The sequence below is a fragment of the Pseudomonas sp. MWU13-2100 genome (assembly GCF_023242365.1).
Lineage (GTDB): Bacteria > Pseudomonadota > Gammaproteobacteria > Pseudomonadales > Pseudomonadaceae > Aquipseudomonas.
The window spans coordinates 45,385-63,688 of the sequence record NZ_JALLIX010000009.1; the positions used below are offsets into that span (position 1 = coordinate 45,385).

Genomic DNA, 18,304 nt, shown 5'->3' on the forward strand with positions numbered 1-18,304 from the left:
TCGGAACGCCTGCCTACCCGCATCCGCCCCTCCGGCCAGAAGCACCTTGTGATCGCCGCCGATACTTACAGCCTGTCGTGCGGGAACCCGCCCTTATCCCTGGGCGCTCAATACTAATAATTCGCACGTGCAAGACTTTCAGGGACGCCCGCAATGACTTCCAGCAGCACCTTTGACACTGCCACGCCGAGCAAACCGCTGAACTCGACCTCGCGAGTGGCGACCGCCAGCTTTATCGGCACGGCCATCGAGTTCTACGACTTCTACGTCTACGCCACCGCCGCCGCTCTGGTGATCGGTCCGGTGTTTTTCCCGCAGACCGACAGTACCGCGCAGATGCTCTCGGCGTTCCTGACCTTCGGCATCGCCTTCCTCGCCCGCCCGCTGGGCTCGATCCTGTTCGGCCACTTCGGTGACCGTATCGGGCGTAAATCGACGCTGGTCGCTTCGCTGCTGCTGATGGGCGTGTGCACCACGCTGATCGGCGTGCTGCCCGGCTACGCGAGCATTGGTGCCTGGGCACCGATCCTCTTGTGCCTGCTGCGCTTCGGCCAGGGCCTGGGGCTTGGCGGGGAATGGGGCGGAGCCGCGTTGCTGGCCACCGAAAACGCCCCCGAAGGCAAGCGCGCCTGGTTCGGCATGTTTCCGCAATTGGGCCCGTCCATCGGTTTTCTCGCCGCCAACGGTTTGTTCCTGATCCTGGCCATGACCCTGAGCGACGAACAGTTCCGCTCCTGGGGCTGGCGCATTCCATTCCTGCTCAGCGCCGCGCTGGTGATGGTCGGCCTGTATGTGCGCCTCAAGCTCGAGGAAACGCCGATCTTCGCCAATGCCATGGCCCGCCAGGAACGGGTGAAAATGCCCCTGGTCGAGCTGTTCAGCCGCTATTGGGCACCGGTGTTGCTCGGTTCGCTGGCCATGGTGGTGTGTTACGCGTTGTTCTATATCTCGGCGGTGTTTTCCCTGAGTTACGGCGTGGCCAACCTTGGCTACAGTCGCGAGACTTTCCTCGGGTTGCTGTGTTTCGCCGTGCTGTTCATGGCTGCGGCCACCCCGCTGGCAGCCTGGGCCAGTGATCGCTTCGGGCGCAAGCCGGTGCTGATTCTTGGCGCTGTGCTGGCCTTGCTGTCGGGCTTTACCATGGAGCCGCTGCTGGGCCATGGCTCGACCGCGGGCGTCGCGCTGTTCCTGTGCCTTGAGCTGTTCCTGATGGGGATTACTTTCGCGCCGATGGGGGCGTTGCTGCCGGAGCTGTTTCCTACCCATGTGCGTTATACCGGCGCATCGGCGGCGTATAACCTGGGCGGTATCGTCGGCGCCTCGGCGGCACCGTTCTTTGCCCAGAAACTGGTGGCGATGGGCGGTTTGAGCTGGGTCGGCGGGTATGTATCAGGAGCGGCGGCGTTGAGTCTGATTGCGATTTTCTGCTTGAAGGAAACGCGCTACAACGATTTGAACAAGGTGGGCTGATCAGCGCGGGCTTGCCTGTTGCTCTTCTGGTGATCTTGAGGCCACCTTCGCGGCGGTGCCGCGAAGGGCGCGCCACAATTTACAGCTCTACCACAACCGCCTGAGCAGCACGGGTCGCCTTGGCCCGCGCGGCCTCGATCGACTCGTCCCGCGCCAGGGCCACACCCATGCGGCGCTGGCCGTTGACTTCCGGCTTGCCGAACAGGCGCAAGGCGGTATCCGGCTCGCTCAACGCCGCACCGAGGTTGGCGAACGCGGTCTGGGTCGACTGCCCTTCCACCAGGATCACCGCCGACGCCGATGGACCGAACTGACGGATCAACGGGATCGGCAAGCCGAGAATCGCCCGGGCATGCAGCGCGAACTGCGACAGGTCCTGGGAAATCATGGTCACCATGCCGGTGTCATGGGGACGCGGCGACACTTCGCTGAACCAGACCTGGTCACCCTTGATAAACAACTCAACGCCAAACATGCCGCGCCCGCCCAGGGCCTCGGTCACCGCCTTGGCGACCCGCTCCGACTCGGCCAGAGCCAACGGACTCATGACCTGCGGCTGCCAGGACTCCTGGTAGTCGCCCTTCTCCTGACGGTGGCCGACCGGCGCGCAGAAGGTGGTGCCACCAATATGACGAACGGTCAGCAGGGTGATTTCGTAGTCGAAGTCGATAAAGCCTTCGACAATCACCCGGCCTTTACCGGCACGCCCGCCTTCCTGGGCGTAGGCCCAGGCCTTCTGTACGTCGTCGGCGCTGCGCAACAGGCTCTGGCCCTTGCCCGAGGAACTCATCACCGGCTTGACCACGCAGGGGAAGCCCAGGTCTTCGACCGCCTTGCTATAGGCTTCGAAGGTGTCGGCGAAGTGGTACGGCGAGGTCGGCAGCTTCAGCTCTTCGGCGGCCAGACGACGGATGCCTTCACGGTTCATGGTCAGTTGCGCGGCACGGGCGGTCGGCACCACGGTAAAGCCTTCGGCTTCCAGCTCCACCAGGGTGGCGGTGGCGATGGCTTCGATTTCCGGGACAATGAAATGCGGCCTCTCGGCCTCGATCACCGCCCGCAGGGCCGCGCCGTCGAGCATGTTGATCACGTGGCTGCGATGGGCCACCTGCATGGCCGGCGCATCGGCGTAACGGTCAACGGCGATCACTTCGACGCCCAGGCGTTGCAGCTCGATCACCACTTCCTTGCCCAGCTCACCACAGCCACAGAGCAATACGCGAGTCGCGGTCGACGACAGTGGAGTTCCGATACGGGTCATTTCAGGTCCTCAAGGAAGCAGATCAACGACGGCGCCTGGACAATCCGGCACCTGTCGGGAAGAAAGGCCGACATTTTACATGAACTGAGCGGGACATGAACCGAACGGGCCTGGTTTCAGCCGGAAAGCGCCGCCTTGCGCATCCGCCAGACCATGGCCAGCCAGACGCAGGTCACGCCGGCGAATTTCGAGCCCAGGGCGGTGAGGATCACCCCCGGGGTCAGCGCGCCGATCAGACCGAAGAAGATAAAGGTGTCCAACGGGATGCTCAGCGCCGAACTTATCCACAGGCGATCGTGAAGCGGGCGCTTGGTGATGCTGAAGACCAGCCAGTCGATACACTCGGAGATGGCGAAGGCCGTGGCGATGGCCGGCTCGGAGGTGAAGTAGGACAGCAGCAGCGCGGCGATCATCGCGACAATCGCGCCGTGGCCGAAGCGGGTCTGCACCATGTCGCGCAGGATGAGCACCAGTCCACCCCAGGCCGACCAGATGATGTCCAGGTGCGGCGCGGCGGAGAAGGCGAAATTGATCAGCACGACGCTGGCGATGTAGGCGATGAGAAAGAGCATGGGGCACGGACTACCTTGTCTATGTAGCCATATAGGTTACCCCAAAGCAGTAAAGGGATCACACCAGAGCCACTGGGCCAGGCTCTGCTGATTGATGCTGAATCAGGGCTTGGCGTTCGGTATCCACAACAAGCCGCTGGCCTTGGCCCGCCCATGGCAACGCGCCAGCACCTCGCGGCGCTCAGTGTTGTCCATGCGGCTCCAGCGGGTGATCTCCTCGACCGTGCGCTGGCAACCGATGCAGATGTCCTGCTCATCCAGCGCACAGACACTCACACAAGGCGAAGCCAGCGGACGCTCGACCGTGCTCATGCTTCGTCGACCGCCAGGTCGCGGGCATAACGCTGGGCGTTGTGCACATAGTGGGCGGCGCTGGCTTCGAGCATTTTCTTCTGCGCCTCGGTCAACTCGCGGACCACCTTGCCCGGCGAGCCCATCACCAGCGAACCGTCAGGGATTTCCTTGTTCTCGCCGATCAGGGCATTGGCGCCGATGATGCAGTGCTTGCCGATCTTCGCACCGTTGAGGATCACTGCGTTGATACCAATCAGGCTGTAGTCGTCCACGGTGCAGCCATGGAGCATGGCGTTATGGCCGATGGTCACCCCGGTACCAATGGTCAGCGGGTAGCCCATGTCAGTGTGCATCACCGCGCCGTCTTGGACATTGCTGTTACGGCCGATCAGGATCAGTTCATTGTCGCCGCGCAACACCGCGTTGAACCAGACACTGGCGCCCTCCTCCAGCCGGACCTTGCCGACCAGGGTCGCATTGGGCGCTACCCAGCTCTGCGGATGCGTCTCGACCCGGGCATCGCCCAGACGGTATTTCATAGGGTTGTCCTCAAGGCTCACGGCCACCTGAACGGCAGCTCTAGATGTTGATAAAGCGTTCAGGGGGATTGTGCAGGCTGATCTGGGCGTCATACAACAGGTTGACCAGCTCGACGATCATGATCGCCGTCAGCCCCCAGATCTTGTACTCGCCAAAACGGTAGCTGGGTACGTACCAGCTGCGACCCTGGTAGTCGATACGATGGGTATGCTCGCGCGGGTCCTGGCGGAAAAACTCCAGCGGCACATTGAACACCGCGGCGATCTCGGCGTCATTGGCCCGATAGTCGACAAAGTCCGGCACCACCCCGACGTAAGGCGTGACCTTGATTCCATGCAGGGAGATCAACGGGCTGAGGGGCCCGATGATTTCCACCAGCCCCGGCGCCAGGCCGATTTCCTCTTCGGCTTCGCGCAAGGCGGTGAAGATCAGGTCCGGATCCTCCGGGTCGCGGCGCCCGCCGGGAAAGGCCACCTCGCCGCCGTGGGTCGACAAACCGCTGGCACGCAGGGTCAGCACCAGCTCCGGTTCGTCACTGCGTGTAATAGGCACCAGTACCGCCGCCTCGGGAAAACGACGGTCCGTTTCCAGGGGGCGGGGTGTATGGCTGCTTACCCGTCGAAGTAACTCATCCAGCATGGCTGATCTCGATTTGCGGCTTACCCGGCATCATGCACCAAAAGAAGTGGCTGGCCCAAGCCCCGGACGTTGCCATGTCGCGAAAGCACAACTTGCCGACAGACCGTCACCCACGCGAAGATAGGCGCATTGCCAAGAGAATCCAGCATGAAGTTCTGCAGCCAGTGCGGCAAACCGGTGAGTCAACGCATACCCGAGGGCGACACGCGCCTGCGTTTCGTCTGCGAGCACTGCGACACCATTCATTACCAGAATCCCAATATCGTCGCCGGCTGCCTGCCGGTCTGGGGCACCCGGGTCCTGCTCTGCCGCCGCGCCATCGAGCCGCGCCGGGGTTACTGGACCCTGCCCGCCGGTTTTATGGAGAACGGCGAGACCGTGGAACAGGCCGCTCGCCGGGAAACCCTGGAAGAGGCTTGCGCGCAGGTGCGCAACCTGAGCATCTATACGCTGATCGACGTCCCCCATATCAATCAGGTGCACGTGTTCTACCGCGCCGAACTGGTGGACCTGGAATTTGCCGCCGGCGAAGAAAGCCTGGAAGTACGGCTGTTCGAAGAACACGAGATCCCGTGGTCCGAGCTGGCATTCAGGACCGTCGGACGGACCCTGGAATGCTTCTTCGCCGACCGCCCGACCGAGCAGTACCCGGTTCGCAGCGAAGCCGTGCCGCCCATGGCGCCACGCGGCAGCGCCCAATAACCCCATAATCAGAAACGCTTCACCTTCAGGGATACCGTTTTAATGCGCTGGTTGTTAGTAGTCTTCTGCCTGTCGTTCGCCGCTCTGTCCCAGGCCTCTGCCGCCGACCCCTTGAGTGGCAAGGTCATCGAGAAGGTCCTTGTCCTCAAGTCCGCCCGCCAACTGCAACTGATCAGTGATGGCAAACCACTGAAGACCTACCGCATTTCCCTGGGAAGAAATCCCAAGGGACAGAAACTCATCGCCGGCGACCGACGCACGCCCGAAGGTTTCTACTGGATCGACTGGCGTAAGACCAGTGACAAATACAACCTGTCGCTGCACCTGTCCTACCCCAATATCAGCGACTCGGCCCGCGCCCGCCGCGAAGGCGTGGACCCCGGCAACATGATCATGATCCACGGTACCCCGGACTCCGAGGACTACCCGGAACAGCTGTTCCACACCCTGGACTGGACCGATGGCTGCGTGGCCATGCGCAATGTCGATATGCGCGAGGTCTGGGGCCTGGTCAAGGACGGCACCATGGTGGAAATTCGCCCCTGAGCCGAACCACCCTGATACCACTGATTCATCCGACGCCCGTCATGCTTCCCATGACGGGCGTTTTTATTGCACTCTCACGAAACCACTGGCATTGACATGGTATTCAAGTGGTATTACTTTCATCATCACTGTCCGAGTGCAAAACCTCTAACAAACGCACAGGAAAAAACCCTACATGAATGACATTCTCGCCCTGCGACCCGACGAGTCCCAGCCGACCCCGCTGTACCTGCAACTGGCACGCAACCTGGAAGCGGCGATCCATGCCGGCCAGTGGAAAGCCGAACAGGCACTGCCCTCGGAACGCAACCTGAGCGAGCTGTTGAGCATTTCCCGGGTCACCGCGCGCAAGGCCCTGGAAGTCCTCCTGGAACAAGGGCTGATCCGCCGCAGCCAGGGCTCCGGAACCTTTATCACCCCGCGCCTGGAACAACCGCTTTCCCGCCTGTCGAGTTTCAGCGAACGCCTGCGGGCCAAGGGTTTTGTCCCCGGCTCGCGCTGGCTGGAACGCGAGATCGCCCTGCCGAGCCACGAAGAACTGATCCGCCTGGCCTTGTCGCCACGGGACCAGGTCACCCGGCTCAAGCGCCTGCGCACCGCCGACGACACCGTCATGGCCATCGAGATGAGCACCCTGCCCGCCGCCCTGCTGCCTGACCCCGAGGCCGTCGGCGATTCGCTCTACGCCTTCCTCGACAGCATCGGCCGTCCCGTGGTGCGAGCCCTGCAACACATTCGCGCGATCAACGCCTCGGCCGAATTCGCCGCGCTGGTGGGCATCGAGCCCGGCACCGCGATGCTGCTGATGACCCGTGTCGGCTACCTCGAGGACAACACCCCGATCGAGCTGACCGACACCTACTGCCGTAACGATTACTACGACTTCGTCGCCGAACTGCGGCGTTAGCCTGTTCAGAGAGCCTGCCATGTCCGAAGACAACATCCTCACCCCGCAAGGCTGGATTCGCGGTCGCCTGCTGCACCAGCATGGCAAGGTCACGCAGATCGAGGGCACGCCCTGCGATCCGAGGGAAAACGACCTGCCGTACCTGCTGCCCGGTTTTATCGACCTCCACGTCCACGGCGGCGGCGGCAAGGACATCATGCAGGGTGGCGATGCCTTCGAGACCATCGCCCGCACCCACCTGCGCTTCGGCACCACCTCGCTGCTGGCCACCACCATGACCGCGCCGCCCGAGGAAATCAGCCTGATCCTCGGCCAACTCGGGGCCTATTGCGAACAGCGCCAACCCGGTACCGCCCGGGTCCTCGGCGTGCACCTGGAAGGTCCGTTCATCAATCCCGGCAAGCTGGGGGCGCAACCGAACTTCGCCCATACCGCGGTCAGCGCCGAAATCGAGGACTATCTGCGCCTGGCCCCCATCCGGGTAATAACCATCGCCCCGGAAATCGCCGGCCACGCGCCGTTGATCCGTGACCTGAGCTCACGGGGCATCCGCATGCAGATCGGTCATACCCTGGGCAGCTACGAGGAAGGCGTCGCCGCCCTCGAGGCCGGGGCCACCAGCTTCACCCACCTGTATAACGCCATGAGCCCGCTGCATCACCGCGAGCCCGGCATCGTCGGTGCCGCCCTGGCCCACGCCCGCTACGCCGAACTGATCCCAGACCTGCTGCATGTTCACCCCGGAGCCATGCGCGTGGCCCTGCGCTCGATTCCCTGTCTGTATTGCGTCACCGATTCGACGGCGGCGGCCGGCATGCCGGACGGCGAGTACAAGCTGGGCAGCCACACCGTGACCAAATGCCTGGGTGGCGTACGCCTGGCCGACGGCACCCTGGCCGGCAGCACCCTGACCATGGACCAGGCCCTGCGCAACCTGGTGAAGATCGGCCTGCCGCTGGCCGAAGCCTCGCAACGCCTCTCGCAATTCCCCGCCGACTACCTCGGCCTGCCTGAGCGCGGACGCCTGCAAACCGGCAGTTGGGCCGACTGCGTGCGCCTGGACCGTTCACTGACACTGACCTCGATCATGGTCGAAGGAGAAGCCGTTGACTTCCAGAATGCTTGAAGAGGCGCTGTCGGCCCACGAGGCGGTCAGCCGCCAATTGCAGCAGCTCGATACCCGGCTGATGGCGCTGGGCGCACGGCTGCGCGAGCAACCGCCGCAGGTGGTGATGACCGTCGCCCGCGGCAGCTCCGACCACGCCGCCAGCTACTTCGCCTATATCGCCATGCAGCAGACCGGGGTTCCGGTGGCCTCGTTGCCGATGTCGGTGGTGACCCTGCAACACTCGCCGCTGCGGGTCAGCGGCCAGGCAGTGCTGGCTTTCTCCCAGTCCGGCCAGAGCCCCGACCTGGTGGACAGCCTGCGCCTGCTGCGCGAACGCGGCGCCTTGACGGTAGCCCTGGTCAACGCAACGGATTCCCCACTGGAAGCCGCCTGCGAATATGCGATCCCGCTGCTGGCCGGGCCGGAGCAAAGCGTGGCCGCGACCAAAAGCTTTATCGCCACCCTCAGCGCCAGTGCGCGGCTGCTCGGCCACTGGCACCAGGACCCGGCCCTGCTCGCCGCCGGAGAAGCCTTGCCTGAAGGCCTGCGCCAAGCCGCGACCCGCGACTGGAGCCAAGCCATCGAGACCTTGCGCGATTGCGAACGGCTGATGGTGATCGGTCGGGGTGCCGGTTTCGCCATCGCCCAGGAAGCGGCGTTGAAATTCAAGGAAACCTCGGCGATCCAGGCCGAAGCCTTCAGCAGCGCGGAAGTCCGCCACGGCCCCATGGCGCTGATCGACGCCGGCTACCCGTTGCTGGTCTTCGCCCCACGCGGCGCCGAACAGGCCGGGCTGCTCACGCTCGCCGCCGAGATGCGCCAGCGCGGTGCCCGGGTGCTGCTGGCGGCGCCTGCGGACGTGGCCGAGCGCGACCTCGACCTGTGTTGCGCCGAACACCCGGCCCTCGACCCGATCCTGGCAATCCAGAGTTTCTACGTGATGGCCGCCCACCTGGCCGTGGCCCGTGGCATGGACCCCGACCAACCGCGCCACCTGAGCAAAGTCACCCGTACCCACTGACGACTACAGCGCCATGCATAACAAGAACAACATCACCCTCAGCGCTCCGCTGAGCGGTCCCGTGTTCCCGCTTGCCGAGGTCGACGATGCGGTATTCGCCAGCGGCGCCATGGGCCCGGGGCTGGCGATCGACCCGCTCAACGATTGCCTGTATGCACCCTGTGCCGGCGAGATCATTCACATCGCCCGCACGCGGCACGCCCTGACCCTGCGCGCCGACAACGGCGCCGAACTACTGTTGCACCTGGGCCTGGATACTGTAGAGCTGCAAGGCGAAGGTTTTGCCCTGCTGGTCGAGGCCGGCGCCCGGGTGCGGGACGGCCAGGCCTTGCTGCGTATCGACCTGGACCGGGTCGCCCGCCAGTGCAAAAGCCTGGTGAGCCTGGTGGTCCTGACCAACGGCGAGCATTACGACCTGCAGCCCGTGGCCCGGGGCCAGGTCAAGGTCGGTGAGCCCTTGTTGCGTATCGTCCCGCGCCAGAACGTCGGGCAGCCCGCGCCTTGCGCAAGCACCGACACCGACGAGGTCTGCGGCAGCGCTCGGGTCGCCCATCACGGTGGCCTGCATGCGCGCCCGGCGGCCTTGCTGCGCCAGACCGCGCAAGGCTTCAGCTGTACCGCGCGCCTGCATCTGGATGACAGATCCGCGCCCCTCGACAGCCTGATCGGCATCATGGGACTCAGCGTCGGCGAACAACAGGAAGTGCAGATCAGCTGCCGCGGCCCGGACCGCGAAGCGGCACTGCAGGCCCTGCTGAACGTGCTGCGCACACCCATGAACGAAGCACACCATGCGGCACCGCCGCCGGTCAGGACGGCCCCGCTCCAGCCGAGCGAAGACGGGGTCCTCCAGGGGGTCTGCGCCGCCCCCGGACTGGTCAGCGGTCCGCTGGTACGCCTGGCCGCCATCAGCCTGGCGCCGGACGCCGGCCAGTACCTCGCCGATGAACAGCTGCAAGCGCTGGACAGCGCCCTGGAAAAGGTCCGCGCGGACATCCACGGCACCCTGTTGCGCGCCCGCCAACGTAAAGACGTCGACGAAGAAGCGATCTTCAACGCCCACCTCGCCTTGCTCGAAGACCCTGTTCTGCTGGATGCCGCCAGCCAGGCCATCAAGACGGGCCAGGCGGCCACCCACGCCTGGGACCGTTCGATCGAGAGCCAATGCCAGGTCCTGCTCAATCTCGGCAATCCGCTGCTGGCCGAGCGCGCCAACGACCTGCGCGACCTCAGGCAACAGGTGCTGCGAGCCCTGCTGGGTGAAGCAGCGCACTACGACCTGCCTCCCGGCGCCATCGTCGCCGCGCAAGAACTGACACCCTCCGACCTGCTGCTGCTCAGCCAGCAACAGGTTGCCGGACTATGCATGGCCGCCGGCGGCGCGACTTCCCATGTGGCGATCCTCGCCCGGAGCAAGGGCCTGCCCTGTCTGGTCGCGCTGGGCTCAGGCCTGCTGGAGATTGCCCCCGGCCAGGTGGTGGTCCTCGACGCCGATCATGGCCGCCTCGAACTGAACCCCGACGCGAGCCGCTGCGAAGGCGTTGCCCTGGCCCACGGGCAACAGCAACTGCGCCGCCGGCAACAAGAGTCCCAGGCCCAGTTGCCGGCTGACACCCGCGATGGCTTGCGCATCGAGGTCGCGGCCAATGTCGCCTCGGCCGCCGAAGCCGCTGAGGCCCATCGACGCGGCGCCGATGGCGTCGGCCTGTTGCGCACCGAGTTCCTTTTCGTCGAACGCCGCAGCGCGCCGGATCAGGAGAAACAGCGCAGTGCCTACCAGGGCGTGCTGGATGCCATGGGCTACCAGCCGGTGATCATCCGCACCATCGATGTCGGCGGTGACAAGCAACTCGACTACCTGCCGCTGCCGGTGGAAACCAATCCGGTACTGGGCCTGCGCGGCATCCGGCTGGGCCAGGCCCAGCCGGAACTGCTCGACCAGCAATTGCGCGCCCTGCTGCAAGTCAGCCCGCTGCAACGCTGCCGGATCCTGCTGCCGATGATCAGCGAAGTCGACGAACTGCTGCAGGTGCGTCGGCGCCTGGACGAGTTGGCCGACGAGATGGGGATTAACCTGCGCCCGCAACTGGGGGTAATGATCGAAGTGCCTTCCGCCGCCCTGCTGGCCGAACAGCTGGCAGAGCATGCGGACTTCCTCTCCATCGGCACCAACGACCTCTCGCAATACACCCTGGCCATGGACCGCGACCACGCCGGCCTCGCCGCCAGGGTCGATGCCCTGCACCCGGCCCTGCTGCGATTGATGGCCCAGACCTGCGCCGGTGCCGCCGTGCATCAGCGTTGGGTCGGAGTCTGCGGCGCGCTGGCCTCCGATCCGCTGGCGACCCCGGTGCTGATTGGCCTGGGGGTCAGCGAGTTGTCCGTGAGCCCCCCACAAATTGGCGAAATCAAGGCGCGGGTACGCAGTCTGGATGCAACCGAATGTCGGCGGATCGTGCCGTCGCTGCTGCAACTGGGCAGCGCCGCGCAAGTCCGCGAAGCCTGTCGCCAACACTGGCCGCTGGGCTGATTGATCCAAGGCTTGCACACAACAACAAAAAGGAGACACGTCATGTACCAGTTCTTCATCGAAGGTCTGCAACGCCTGGGACGGGCGTTGATGCTCCCCATCGCCATCCTGCCGATTGCCGGTCTGTTGCTGCGCCTGGGCGATACCGACCTGCTGAACATCGCGATCATCCACGATGCCGGCAATACCATCTTCGCCAACCTGGCGCTGATCTTCGCCATCGGCATCGCCGTCGGTTTCGCCCGCGATAATAACGGCACCGCCGGGCTGGCCGGGGCCATCGGCTACCTGGTGCTGATCGCTACCCTCAAGGTCCTCGACGCAAGCATCAACATGGGCATGCTCGCCGGGATCATCAGCGGCTTGCTCGGCGGCGCCCTGTACAACCGTTTCAAGGACATCAAGCTACCGGAATACCTGGCCTTCTTCGGCGGGCGCCGCTTCGTGCCGATTGTCACCGGATTCTCGGCGGTGGGTCTGGGGGTAGTGTTCGGTTTTATCTGGCCGCCGATCCAGAGCGCCATCAACAGCCTTGGCCTGCTGATGGTCGAGAGCGGCAGCCTCGGTGCCTTTGTCTTCGGCGTATTCAACCGCCTGCTGATCGTCACCGGCCTGCACCATATCCTCAACAACATGATGTGGTTCGTGTTCGGCAGCTACACCTCGCCCGAGACCGGGCTGGCGGTGACCGGCGACCTGGCGCGCTACTTCGCCGGTGACCCGAAGGCCGGGCAGTTCATGACCGGGATGTTCCCGGTGATGGTCTTTGGCCTGCCGGCCGCTTGCCTGGCGATGTACCGCAATGCCCTGCCGGAACGGCGCAAGCTGATGGGCGGCTTGCTGCTGTCGATGGCCCTGACCTCGTTCCTCACCGGGGTGACCGAACCGATCGAATTCGCCTTCATGTTCCTCGCGCCGATGTTGTACCTGCTGCACGCCTTGCTCACGGGACTGTCGATGGCGGTGACCAATGCGCTGAATATCCACCTGGGTTTTACCTTCTCCGGCGGCGCCATCGACATGGCCCTGGGCTGGGGCAAGTCCACCAACGGCTGGCTGGTGTTCCCGGTGGGATTGGCTTATGCCTTGCTGTACTACTTCGTCTTCGATTTCTGCATTCGTCGCTTCGACCTGAAAACGCCTGGGCGCGAGAACATCGCCAGTGCCAGCGCCACCCGGATACTCAGTGAGAACCAGCGGGCAAGGGCTTTTATCCAGGCCCTGGGCGGGGCCGCCAACCTGCTGACGGTCGGAGCCTGCACCACGCGCCTGCGGGTGGAGTTGCGGGACCGGGACAAGGCGCTGGACGCCGACCTGAAAAACCTCGGGGCGATGGCGGTGGTAAGACCGGGTCATGGCGGCAGCCTGCAAGTGGTGGTCGGGCCGTTGGCGGACAGCATTGCCGATGAGATCCGCCTGGCCTTGCCGGCGACCGGCTCGATCGACGTCGCGCTGAGCGAGCCGCCGTGTGCCGAACCGCTTGCGATCAGCGCGCAGCAGCTCCAGCAGTGGTTGGACGCGCTGGGCGGAAAAGACAATGTGCGGGCCTTGGAATGTGTTGCCCAGACGCGGCTGCGGGTGCAGCTCGAGGACGGTCGCCGGCTGTCGGAAGCGGATCTGAAAACCCTCGGCTGCCAAGGCGTCAGTCAAGTGGAAGGCGGAGCCTGGCATGTGTTGGTGGGGAGTCGGGCCAGCGGCATCAGTGACGCGCTGAGGACGCTATTGAACCGCAGGGAAACTTGCACGGCGCCACTCTAGCCGGCCACCCCGCTTGAGGTAACGGACTCGACCCGTTACCTCAGACTGCCTTGTTGCCGCCGAACAATAATCAATCGGGAGTTCTTGATATTACGAAGTCCCATGGGCCTTTTTTTTGCCAGCGGCAACAACCTCAAAGCGCGCGACGTTGCCACTGGGAATGTCAGGAGTGCGCGCCGTGAGTGCATATTTTTTTACGCCAGGCAATTGAAGCCCAATGACCCACCACTGCCCCGCCTCGCCGACAGGTTCGTCGGACCTCGCTAACGGAACTCGATTACCCTCATCATAAATGGAAACAACACTACCGGGTTTGGCGTGGCCTCCGTGTATATTGATCACCAGATCGGTGGTTTTTTTCCCCTCTATAGGCAGATGGGGATGGCTTACACCTACAACCAATGTAATAAGCACGCCCTCTGTATCTGCAGCCATGATGACTCTCCTCGTTAAATATCAAGTCGAGAAATCATTCAAAGGCATAACCAGGCACGTGACTACTGTCAGAAATAACAGGTAGCCATTGATTTCCGACCGGCGGAATCAGAGCAGGAGTGAATCAGAAGTCCGCCAGGCGCCAGACTTCATAAGCCGGCGTTTCGTAGGGATGACTCTGCTTCAGAGCCATCACCACCGCCTCGATCAAGGTGTCCGCCACCACCAGCTCAACCTTCCACTCCTCCACCTGCTCGACCACGCCGGTCTGCCCGAGAAACGGCTGGCTGCCGTCCAACGGGCGAAACTGGCCTTGGCCGAGCACCTGCCATGCGCACTGGTCGTAAGCACCGATCCGCCCGCCTCCGGCGGCGAATACGGCACTCTTGACCTGTTCCACATGGCTCGGCGGAACGAAAAAGCTGAGCTTGTACATGAGCGCTTAGTTCACCCAGACGCGGGCGTTACGGAACATGCGCATCCATGGCGCGTCTTCGTTCCAGTCTTCCGAACGCCAGGAGTTCTGCACGGCACGGAAGACCCGCTCAGGGTGCGGCATCATGATGGTGACGCGACCATCACGGCTGGTCAGCCCGGTGATCCCGCGCGGCGAGCCGTTCGGGTTGGCCGGGTAGCTCTGGGTGACCTTGCCGTGGTTGTCGACGAAACGCATGGCCACGCAACCCGACAGGTCGGCTTGCAGCAGGGCTTCCTCGCTTTCGAACTCGGCATGGCCTTCGCCGTGGGCGATGGCAATCGGCATGCGCGAACCGGCCATGCCCTGCAGGAAGATCGAATTCGACTCCTGAACCTGCACCATCGCCACCCGCGCTTCGAACTGCTCGGAGCGGTTGCGCACGAAGTGCGGCCAGAATTCGCTGCCCGGAATCAGCTCGTGCAGGTTGGACATCATCTGGCAACCGTTGCACACGCCCAGGGTGAAGCTGTCAGTGCGCTCGAAGAAACCCTGGAAGGCATCACGGGCACGGGCGTTGAACAGCGCCGACTTGGCCCAGCCTTCGCCAGCGCCCAGTACGTCACCGTAGGAAAAGCCGCCGCAGGCAACCATACCCTTGAAGTCGTTCAGGTCGACGCGACCGGCGAGGATATCGCTCATGTGCACGTCGATGGCGTTGAAGCCGGCACGGTCGAACGCCGCGGCCATTTCCACCTGGCCGTTGACGCCCTGCTCACGCAGCACGGCAACCTGTGGGCGGATGCCTTTCTTGATGTACGGCGCAGCGATGTCCTGGTTCACATCGAAGCTGGTCTTGTAGCTCAGGCCCGGGTTGCCCTCGTCGAGCAGTACATCGAATTCCTGGTCGGCGCACTCGGCGTTGTCCCGCAGGCGCTGGATGCGATAGCTGGTTTCCGCCCACTGGCGCTGCAACAGACGACGCTCGCCGGTGAAGACCGTCTCGCCGTCGAAGGTGATGCTGACTTCGCCGTTGTTCAACGGCTGGCCGATCACCGACACACAGTCGCCCAGGCCGGCGGCGCTGAACTGCGCCAGCACGTCCGGAGTGGAGTCCTGGCGCACCTGGATCACCGCACCGAGTTCTTCGTTGAACAGGATGGCCGCGAGGTCAGCCGAGGTTTCCGCCACGCCGTCAAGGTTCAGGTGCAGGCCGCAATGACCGGCAAAGGCCATTTCCAGTACGGAGGTCAACAGGCCGCCGTCGGAACGGTCATGGTAGGCCAGCAGGTGACCGTCGGCGTTGAGGCCCTGGATCACCGCGAAGAAGGCCTTGAGGTCTTCGGCGTCGTCGACGTCCGGTGCCTGCTTGCCGAGCTTGCCGTAGACCTGGGCGAGGATCGAGGCCCCCATGCGGTTCTGGCCGCGACCGAGGTCGACCAGGATCAGATCGGTGGTGCCCTTGTCCATGCGCAGTTGCGGGGTCAGGGTCTGGCGGATATCGGTGACCGGGGCGAAACCGGTAACGATCAGCGACAGCGGCGAGGTCACGCTCTTGTCGGTGCCTTCGTCGTTCCAGCGAGTGGCCATGGACATGGAGTCCTTGCCCACTGGAATGGTCAGGCCCAATTCAGGGCACAGTTCCATGCCGACCGCCTTGACGGTGTCGTACAGGCGGGCATCTTCGCCCGGATGACCGGCAGCGGACATCCAGTTGGCCGACAACTTGATATCGGACAGCTTGCCGATCCGCGAAGCGGCGATGTTGGTCAGGGTTTCGCCGATCGCCATGCGCCCGGAGGCCGGTGCGTTGAGCAGGGCCAGCGGCGTGCGCTCGCCCATGGCCATGGCTTCACCGGTGTAGACGTCGAAGCTGGTGGCGGTCACGGCGACGTCAGCCACCGGAACCTGCCACGGGCCGACCATCTGGTCGCGGGAGACCAGGCCGGTAATGGTGCGGTCGCCGATGGTGATCAGGAAGCTCTTGCTCGCCACGGCCGGGTGATGCAGGACGCGCTCCACGCACTCGGCCAGGGCCAGGGTGCTCGGATCGAAATCATCGCCCAGTTCGCTTTCACGCACCGCCGAACGGTGCATGCGCGGGGCCTTGCCCAGCAGCACTTCCAGCGGCATGTCCACCGGGCTGTTGCCGAAGTGGCTGTCGGTGACCGTCAGTTGCGGCTCGGCAGTGGCTTCGCCGACCACGGCGAACGGGCAGCGCTCGCGCTCGCAGATCGCCTTGAAGCGTTCGAAGTCCGCCGCGCCGACCGCCAGGACATAACGCTCCTGGGACTCGTTCGACCAGATTTCGTGCGGGGCCATGCCCGGCTCGTCATTGGGGATGTTGCGCAGTTCGAAACGACCGCCACGGTCGCCGTCGTTGACCAGTTCCGGGAAGGCGTTGGACAGGCCACCGGCACCCACGTCGTGGATAAAGCTGATGGGGTTCTTGTCACCCAGTTGCCAGCAACGGTCGATGACCTCCTGGCAACGGCGTTCCATTTCCGGGTTTTCGCGCTGTACCGAAGCAAAATCCAGGTCCGCCGAGCTGGTGCCGGTGGCCATGGAGGAGGCCGCACCGCCGCCCAGGCCGATCAGCATCGCCGGGCCGCCCAGCACGATCAGCTTGGAGCCGACGACGATTTCACCTTTCTGTACGTGCTCGGCGCGGATGTTGCCCATCCCGCCGGCCAGCATGATCGGCTTGTGGTAACCGCGCACTTCGTCGCCACGCGGGGTGGTGATCGATTGCTCGAAAGTACGGAAATAGCCGGTCAGGGCCGGACGACCGAATTCGTTGTTGAACGCGGCTCCACCCAGTGGGCCTTCGATCATGATGTCCAGCGCGGTGACGATGCGCTCAGGCTTGCCGTACGGCACTTCCCACGGCTGTTCGAAGCCTGGGATCTGCAGGTTGGACACGGTGAAACCGGTGAGGCCGGCTTTCGGCTTGGCGCCGCGACCGGTGGCGCCTTCGTCGCGGATCTCGCCGCCGGAACCGGTGGCTGCGCCCGGGAACGGGGCAATCGCGGTCGGGTGGTTGTGGGTCTCGACCTTCATCAGGATGTGCACCGGCTCCTGCACCGCGCCGTACTGGCGGGTTTCAGGGTCCGGGAAGAAACGTCCGGCAACGTTACCGACGATCACCGAGGCGTTGTCCTTGTAAGCCGACAGAACGCCTTCGCTGTGCATCTGGTAGGTGTTCTTGATCATGCCGAACAGGCTTTTTTCCTGGTTCTGGCCGTCGATGTCCCAACTGGCGTTGAAGATCTTGTGGCGGCAGTGCTCGGAATTCGCCTGGGCGAACATCATCAGTTCGATGTCGTGGGGGTTGCGCTTGAGGCCATTGAAAGCATCGACCAGGTAGTCGATCTCGTCTTCCGCCAGGGCCAGGCCCAATTCGACGTTGGCTTTTTCCAGCGCGGCGCGACCGCCGCCCAGCAGGTCGATGGCCGTCAGCGGCTTGGGCGCTGCATGGCTGAACAGACCGGCGGCCTGCTCCAGCGTGCCCAGTACGATCTGGGTCATGCGGTCATGCAGGGCCGCGGCGATCAGCTCGGCGTCGGCGTCACTGAACTGGCCGGCCACGTAGAACGCGATACCGCGCTCCAGACGCTGGACTTTCCCCAGGCCGCAGTTACGGGCAATGTCGCTGGCCTTGCTCGACCAGGGCGAAATGGTGCCGAAACGCGGCAACACCAGAAACAGACGACCGGTCGGTTCCTGGACCGGCACGCTCGGGCCGTATTTCAGCAGGCGGGCCAGCACTTGCTGTTCGTCGCCAGTCAGCACGCCAGTCACTTCGGCGAAATGGGCGAACTCGGCATACAAACCACTGACAGCCGGAACTTTTTGGCTCAGTTGTTCAAGCAGTTTGCTGTGGCGAAAGGCGGAAAGGGCAGGAGCGCCGCGCAGGATCAACATCTTCGGGACAGCCTCGGGAAGGGGTGTGCTTTGAGGCCGTGCATTCTAGCCTAAACCGCCCGCGACGGCACCCGAAACGGCACGCCTGCCTCACAAAGCAAATACCCCTCAAGGCTTACCGCCCTTTCCTACAGACAACAAGCATCATTCATCACTGCTATTTTATAAAGTTCGTGCGTACT

The 18,304-nt window shown here is 63.9% G+C and carries 16 protein-coding genes; 8 read left to right on the forward strand and 8 right to left on the reverse strand.

Annotation, left to right across the window (positions count from 1 at the left end; translation table 11 throughout):
- Nucleotides 1-153 precede the first annotated feature (153 nt).
- Nucleotides 154-1,470: an MFS transporter gene (locus tag M5B99_RS08795; protein ID WP_248803661.1), complete on the forward strand. Its 1,317-nt coding sequence runs from the start codon at nt 154-156 to the stop codon at nt 1,468-1,470.
- Between the two features lie 79 nt (nt 1,471-1,549).
- Here the strand turns inward: M5B99_RS08795 and purT are convergent, their stop codons facing one another.
- The 5 genes from purT to M5B99_RS08820 form a co-directional block, all read right to left on the reverse strand.
- Nucleotides 1,550-2,731, reverse strand: a complete 1,182-nt coding sequence (gene purT / locus M5B99_RS08800; RefSeq protein ID WP_248803662.1) for a formate-dependent phosphoribosylglycinamide formyltransferase — start codon at nt 2,729-2,731, stop codon at nt 1,550-1,552.
- Nucleotides 2,732-2,847: 116 nt separating this feature from the next.
- Complete coding sequence (locus M5B99_RS08805; protein ID WP_248803663.1) at nt 2,848-3,303, reverse strand: preQ0 transporter; 456 nt, start codon at nt 3,301-3,303, stop codon at nt 2,848-2,850.
- A gap of 102 nt (nt 3,304-3,405) precedes the next feature.
- Nucleotides 3,406-3,615, reverse strand: coding sequence for a DUF1289 domain-containing protein (locus tag M5B99_RS08810; RefSeq protein ID WP_248803664.1), 210 nt, complete (start codon nt 3,613-3,615; stop codon nt 3,406-3,408).
- The gene (locus M5B99_RS08815; RefSeq protein ID WP_248803665.1) at nt 3,612-4,136 is read right to left on the reverse strand and encodes a gamma carbonic anhydrase family protein; all 525 of its coding nucleotides are present in this window, start codon (nt 4,134-4,136) and stop codon (nt 3,612-3,614) included. The genes M5B99_RS08810 and M5B99_RS08815 overlap by 4 nt, the downstream gene beginning before the upstream one ends.
- Before the next feature lie 40 nt (nt 4,137-4,176).
- Complete coding sequence (locus tag M5B99_RS08820; RefSeq protein ID WP_248803666.1) at nt 4,177-4,776, reverse strand: CoA pyrophosphatase; 600 nt, start codon at nt 4,774-4,776, stop codon at nt 4,177-4,179.
- Between the two features lie 147 nt (nt 4,777-4,923).
- On the opposite strand from M5B99_RS08820, the gene M5B99_RS08825 reads away from it, so the two are divergent.
- The 7 genes from M5B99_RS08825 to nagE all read left to right on the forward strand — a co-directional run bounded on the left by M5B99_RS08825 (nt 4,924) and on the right by nagE (nt 13,348).
- Nucleotides 4,924-5,478 (forward strand): NUDIX hydrolase, encoded by a 555-nt coding sequence (locus M5B99_RS08825; protein WP_248803667.1) that lies wholly within the window; start codon nt 4,924-4,926, stop codon nt 5,476-5,478.
- 42 nt (nt 5,479-5,520) lie between these two features.
- Nucleotides 5,521-6,024, forward strand: a complete 504-nt coding sequence (locus M5B99_RS08830) for a L,D-transpeptidase family protein (protein ID WP_248803668.1) — start codon at nt 5,521-5,523, stop codon at nt 6,022-6,024.
- A 175-nt stretch (nt 6,025-6,199) separates the two neighbouring features.
- The gene (locus M5B99_RS08835) at nt 6,200-6,931 is read left to right on the forward strand and encodes a GntR family transcriptional regulator (protein ID WP_100944711.1); all 732 of its coding nucleotides are present in this window, start codon (nt 6,200-6,202) and stop codon (nt 6,929-6,931) included.
- A 19-nt stretch (nt 6,932-6,950) separates the two neighbouring features.
- A complete protein-coding gene (nagA, locus tag M5B99_RS08840; RefSeq protein WP_248803669.1) occupies nt 6,951-8,057 on the forward strand; it encodes an N-acetylglucosamine-6-phosphate deacetylase in 1,107 nt (368 codons plus the stop codon).
- Nucleotides 8,038-9,060, forward strand: coding sequence for an SIS domain-containing protein (locus tag M5B99_RS08845; protein WP_248803670.1), 1,023 nt, complete (start codon nt 8,038-8,040; stop codon nt 9,058-9,060). The genes nagA and M5B99_RS08845 overlap by 20 nt, the downstream gene beginning before the upstream one ends.
- A gap of 13 nt (nt 9,061-9,073) precedes the next feature.
- On the forward strand, nt 9,074-11,590 hold the full coding sequence (gene ptsP, locus M5B99_RS08850) for a phosphoenolpyruvate--protein phosphotransferase (RefSeq protein WP_248803671.1): 2,517 nt from the start codon (nt 9,074-9,076) through the stop codon (nt 11,588-11,590).
- A 42-nt stretch (nt 11,591-11,632) separates the two neighbouring features.
- A complete protein-coding gene (gene nagE, locus M5B99_RS08855) occupies nt 11,633-13,348 on the forward strand; it encodes an N-acetylglucosamine-specific PTS transporter subunit IIBC (protein WP_248803672.1) in 1,716 nt (571 codons plus the stop codon).
- A gap of 90 nt (nt 13,349-13,438) precedes the next feature.
- Here nagE and M5B99_RS08860 read toward each other — a convergent pair whose 3' ends face one another.
- The 3 genes from M5B99_RS08860 to purL form a co-directional block, all read right to left on the reverse strand.
- The gene (locus M5B99_RS08860) at nt 13,439-13,783 is read right to left on the reverse strand and encodes a hypothetical protein (RefSeq protein WP_248803673.1); all 345 of its coding nucleotides are present in this window, start codon (nt 13,781-13,783) and stop codon (nt 13,439-13,441) included.
- A gap of 124 nt (nt 13,784-13,907) precedes the next feature.
- On the reverse strand, nt 13,908-14,219 hold the full coding sequence (locus M5B99_RS08865; protein ID WP_248803674.1) for a YqfO family protein: 312 nt from the start codon (nt 14,217-14,219) through the stop codon (nt 13,908-13,910).
- Nucleotides 14,220-14,225: 6 nt separating this feature from the next.
- Nucleotides 14,226-18,122 carry a phosphoribosylformylglycinamidine synthase gene (purL, locus tag M5B99_RS08870; RefSeq protein WP_248803675.1) on the reverse strand — a complete coding sequence of 1,299 codons (3,897 nt, stop codon included), beginning with the start codon at nt 18,120-18,122 and terminating at the stop codon, nt 14,226-14,228.
- Between the last annotated feature and the right edge of the window lie 182 nt (nt 18,123-18,304).

Excerpts from the sequence above, each read along its gene's own strand:
- M5B99_RS08860 (WP_248803673.1), bottom strand. The coding sequence starts at position 13,783 with ATGGCTGCAGATACAGAGGGCGTGCTTATTACATTGGTTGTAGGTGTA.
- M5B99_RS08830 (WP_248803668.1), top strand. The coding sequence starts at position 5,521 with ATGCGCTGGTTGTTAGTAGTCTTCTGCCTGTCGTTCGCCGCTCTGTCC.
- M5B99_RS08810 (WP_248803664.1), bottom strand. The coding sequence starts at position 3,615 with ATGAGCACGGTCGAGCGTCCGCTGGCTTCGCCTTGTGTGAGTGTCTGT.
- M5B99_RS08795 (WP_248803661.1), top strand. The coding sequence starts at position 154 with ATGACTTCCAGCAGCACCTTTGACACTGCCACGCCGAGCAAACCGCTG.
- M5B99_RS08815 (WP_248803665.1), bottom strand. The coding sequence starts at position 4,136 with ATGAAATACCGTCTGGGCGATGCCCGGGTCGAGACGCATCCGCAGAGC.
- purL (WP_248803675.1), bottom strand. The coding sequence starts at position 18,122 with ATGTTGATCCTGCGCGGCGCTCCTGCCCTTTCCGCCTTTCGCCACAGC.
- M5B99_RS08865 (WP_248803674.1), bottom strand. The coding sequence starts at position 14,219 with ATGTACAAGCTCAGCTTTTTCGTTCCGCCGAGCCATGTGGAACAGGTC.
- purT (WP_248803662.1), bottom strand. The coding sequence starts at position 2,731 with ATGACCCGTATCGGAACTCCACTGTCGTCGACCGCGACTCGCGTATTG.
- nagE (WP_248803672.1), top strand. The coding sequence starts at position 11,633 with ATGTACCAGTTCTTCATCGAAGGTCTGCAACGCCTGGGACGGGCGTTG.
- M5B99_RS08805 (WP_248803663.1), bottom strand. The coding sequence starts at position 3,303 with ATGCTCTTTCTCATCGCCTACATCGCCAGCGTCGTGCTGATCAATTTC.
- M5B99_RS08835 (WP_100944711.1), top strand. The coding sequence starts at position 6,200 with ATGAATGACATTCTCGCCCTGCGACCCGACGAGTCCCAGCCGACCCCG.
- nagA (WP_248803669.1), top strand. The coding sequence starts at position 6,951 with ATGTCCGAAGACAACATCCTCACCCCGCAAGGCTGGATTCGCGGTCGC.
- M5B99_RS08820 (WP_248803666.1), bottom strand. The coding sequence starts at position 4,776 with ATGCTGGATGAGTTACTTCGACGGGTAAGCAGCCATACACCCCGCCCC.
- ptsP (WP_248803671.1), top strand. The coding sequence starts at position 9,074 with ATGCATAACAAGAACAACATCACCCTCAGCGCTCCGCTGAGCGGTCCC.
- M5B99_RS08825 (WP_248803667.1), top strand. The coding sequence starts at position 4,924 with ATGAAGTTCTGCAGCCAGTGCGGCAAACCGGTGAGTCAACGCATACCC.